1 protein-coding gene is annotated in these 3,441 nt (G+C 43.5%); it reads right to left on the bottom strand.

The window, feature by feature from the left end; genetic code table 11:
* Positions 1 to 1,155: 1,155 nt before the first annotated feature.
* The coding region (locus tag PLA23_RS11670; RefSeq protein WP_324475289.1) for a methyl-accepting chemotaxis protein at positions 1,156 to 3,441 on the bottom strand (2,286 nt) is incomplete at its 5' end.

The raw sequence follows: 3,441 nt of genomic DNA on the forward strand, positions 1-3,441 counted from the left end.
GGAGGGATATATTCTTTTAAGGTATCGTGCAGAATATGTCCCTGAAAAATCCGTCGCATCCTATGAATAAAAAGATTGTCATCTCGTGATATCATTCAGGTATATGAATGGATAGTACGCATGAACGGGAAAGGGCAGATTGTTATAGGAGAACATCTTTGGTGATTCTTATATATTTCACATAGTATTGCCGAAATTCAACATTTTAAAAGTCCGAGATTGATAAAATCATGGTAATCTCTCCTTGCGGTCAGTTTTTCCATGATTATAAAAAGACACTGATCAATTTCAGATAACAAAAACCGGATTTTATCATCTCTGATTTGGGTATTATGTATCATATAATTTCTTTCTCCCCGATATAATCGAGATAATGCGGTTTGAAAAATTTATACTCGCGGGAAATTCGTAATGCTGTATCCTATAATACATCTTCATCAGCAACATACCGAACATCCCCTTTTAAACCCTCTGCCTGGGATAAATAATGGAAGATGTTCAAATATCTGAATGTCACAGATATCCGGCACTCTTCCAGGGATATGCATTCTCATTCGTTCGGCCTGCAGGTCTGAAAGGTCCGTTGAGATGGCAATATCAATGTCAGAATGAATATTAGTCTTCTTTGTGCAACAGACCCATAGAGAATAATAAGCCGGATATGATCAAACAAGGACATATTTTGAATAATCTCGATGCAGGGGTTTATTTCATCCATGAGCGGATAATCAGAAATCATAGGATCTTCAGTCTTTCAAAATTTCTTTTTAAAGAAAAAATTTTTTGTGCTTTGCATATACAAATCATTTGCAGATTATTTCCTGCTTTACAAAAAAATGCAGACATGATGTCGCGATTTTATTATATGATCTGGTTTATTGATTGTCACAGGAATACCTCCCCGGATAATTATCAACCGGTTGTTTCGGGAAAGCGCTAACCGGTCATATATCAATCACATATTGCCCTTATAATCTTTGTTCCACTCGTACAGAGAGGTTGGTTATCGCCAGGATCTCTCCTCCCATGTCATCATTTTTCATAGCACCACCCTCACAGACTGATGCCTGTTCTTCAAGACCCTTAAAAACAAGGAGATGAGGATTTTAATGGAACATGTCTCACAAGCAGACTTGTTCATTGCATCGTAGTGCCTTATATTGTAAACTTTGTCATTTCACGGGAAATATTATCAGCAATACCACTCACATTTGCAATAACCCGGCCAATCTGTTCAATAGAAGCTGATGCCTCCTCAGTTGCCGCTGCAGCATCCTGGGCCTCCCTGGCAGTATTCTGAATGAGAACCGATACTTCATGGACACTCGCCGTGATCTCCTCAACCGCTGCAGCCTGCTCTTCAGATGAGGATGCCATATCCATTGCATTTTTAGTGATATCCTCTATTGAATCAGCAATTTTTGAGAAGGCTCTGACGGTCTCTTCAAGGGCTCTGTTTCCGTCTTCTACCGCTGAACCAGCAGTGATGATCGCATCATTCGCCTTGGTTGCCTTTGCCTGCAGATTTGCTATCATATCAGCAATATTCTCCGCAGATGCCCGGGAGTCCTGGGCAAGAGATTTCACTTCCGCTGCAACAACTGCAAACCCTCTTCCTGCTTCCCCGGCCCGTGCTGCCTCAATGGCAGCATTTAATGCGAGAAGGTTGGTCTGATTGGAAATATCAGTAATGAGTCGTACTATCTTTCCAATCTCCTCCATCTGCTTGTTTATTTCTTTCACAATCTGGTCAACCTCACTGGTTGAGAGTCTAATACCGTTCATCGCCGACTCTGACTTTTTCGCCAGTTCAATGCCCTGTTTTGAGAAATGGTTCGCCTCACTTGCAGATGTAGATACCTTCTCGGCACGCTGAGAGACTTCGCCAACGGTGATCGTTAAATCCTCCATGGCCTTGAGCACCTGGGTTATCCCTTCGTCTCCTTGTTCTGCATTGGCACTGACACTGCCCGTGTTTTTCGCTATCTGTTGTGAGCCGGCAGATACCTCCTCAACACTTGCCGTTGCTTCCTCTGCATTCGATGCCAGTTCAAGGACCTGTTTATTTATCACTCCGATGGCGTCGCAGATCTGAATACCGATATTGTCCAGAGCCTGTTTAAACCCGACCCATTCTCCGGCTACTTTCAGGGATGGATCAAAGCGTGCAGAGAAATTCGCTTGAGCGTATTCATCTGCAACACGGATTGCCTCATGCACCGGGGTCACGACAGATTCCAGTGTTTCATTTATTCCGGCAACAATATCCTTCCATGCACCGGGGTACTGCGACAGATCACTGCGAATGCTGAGATCGCCTGCTGTTGCTCCTTTCGAGAGGCGCTGGGTTTCAGCTACCAGTGCTTTGAGCACACGGTTGGATTCATTGATATTATTTTTAATAACTGCGTAATCGCCGGGGTATTCATCGGTAATATCAAATACTTCTCTGCCTTTTGCTACATCCTCAATCCATTTGGCAGCAACATTCAGGGGTATTCCTACGGTTTCCAGAGTTTTATTTACCCCTTCAACTACTTCAGCAAAATCACCCGCCAATTGTGATGCATCTGCCCGGTGTTTTAAATCTCCCCGGATGGCAGCCTGAACAAGATTGTTTGCTTCAACTACAAGGGTTTTTACTGAATCTCGTGCCTTATGAAGATTCTGGGTCAGGTCCACCATCTTTCCCCTGACCTCGGTAGTATACTGATCAGCCTCAGGGATGCGGACTTCAAACTCAGTCTTCCCTTTTGCAAACTGATCAAGACAATAGGAGATATTTTGGACCGATTCATCAAGATACTTCTGTACCTTTGTTATGGCAGTAACATCGCCCACAACCTCGACATGTCCCACCTTCTCTCCGCGGGCATCATAGACATAGGCACAATCCACATTATAATACCCTCCATCCTGCTCGAATCTGGTATTGGGAATCCCTCTCTTCAGACGGGTAATACCACAATTTTCGGTATTGCAGATGTTTGCACCCCATTCATTGCACTGATGACCGATGAGTTCTTTTCTGGACTTTTTAAGCATCCTCTCAACAGCCTTGTTGACAAAAGTCCACCGCGAATTCAGGTCAGTGACCGTAATTGCCATGGGGACGGCATCAAGAATCGATTCATAATATGCGATCTGATTCAATTGTTCGGTGAGATCCTGAACTGTTTCAACAAAGCCGACCTGCTCACCTTTTGCATTGAAGACCGGTTTTGTGACCTGCTTACCATTCATCCCCTGCCATTCAAAATAACTCTCAGTCACACCTTTCGTTCTGAGTTGATGAATGCCACAGTTTTCCGTCTTACAGATGGTTGCATTGGCAGTGTGACAGGGAAGGCCATAGGCTGATTTCCGATCCTTGATTACCTTATTTTTAAGGAGAACATCTTCGAATGCCTTATTCATATAGGTCCAGTTCATATTCATGTC

The organism is Methanospirillum sp., assembly GCF_035406105.1.
Taxonomy (GTDB): domain Archaea; phylum Halobacteriota; class Methanomicrobia; order Methanomicrobiales; family Methanospirillaceae; genus Methanospirillum.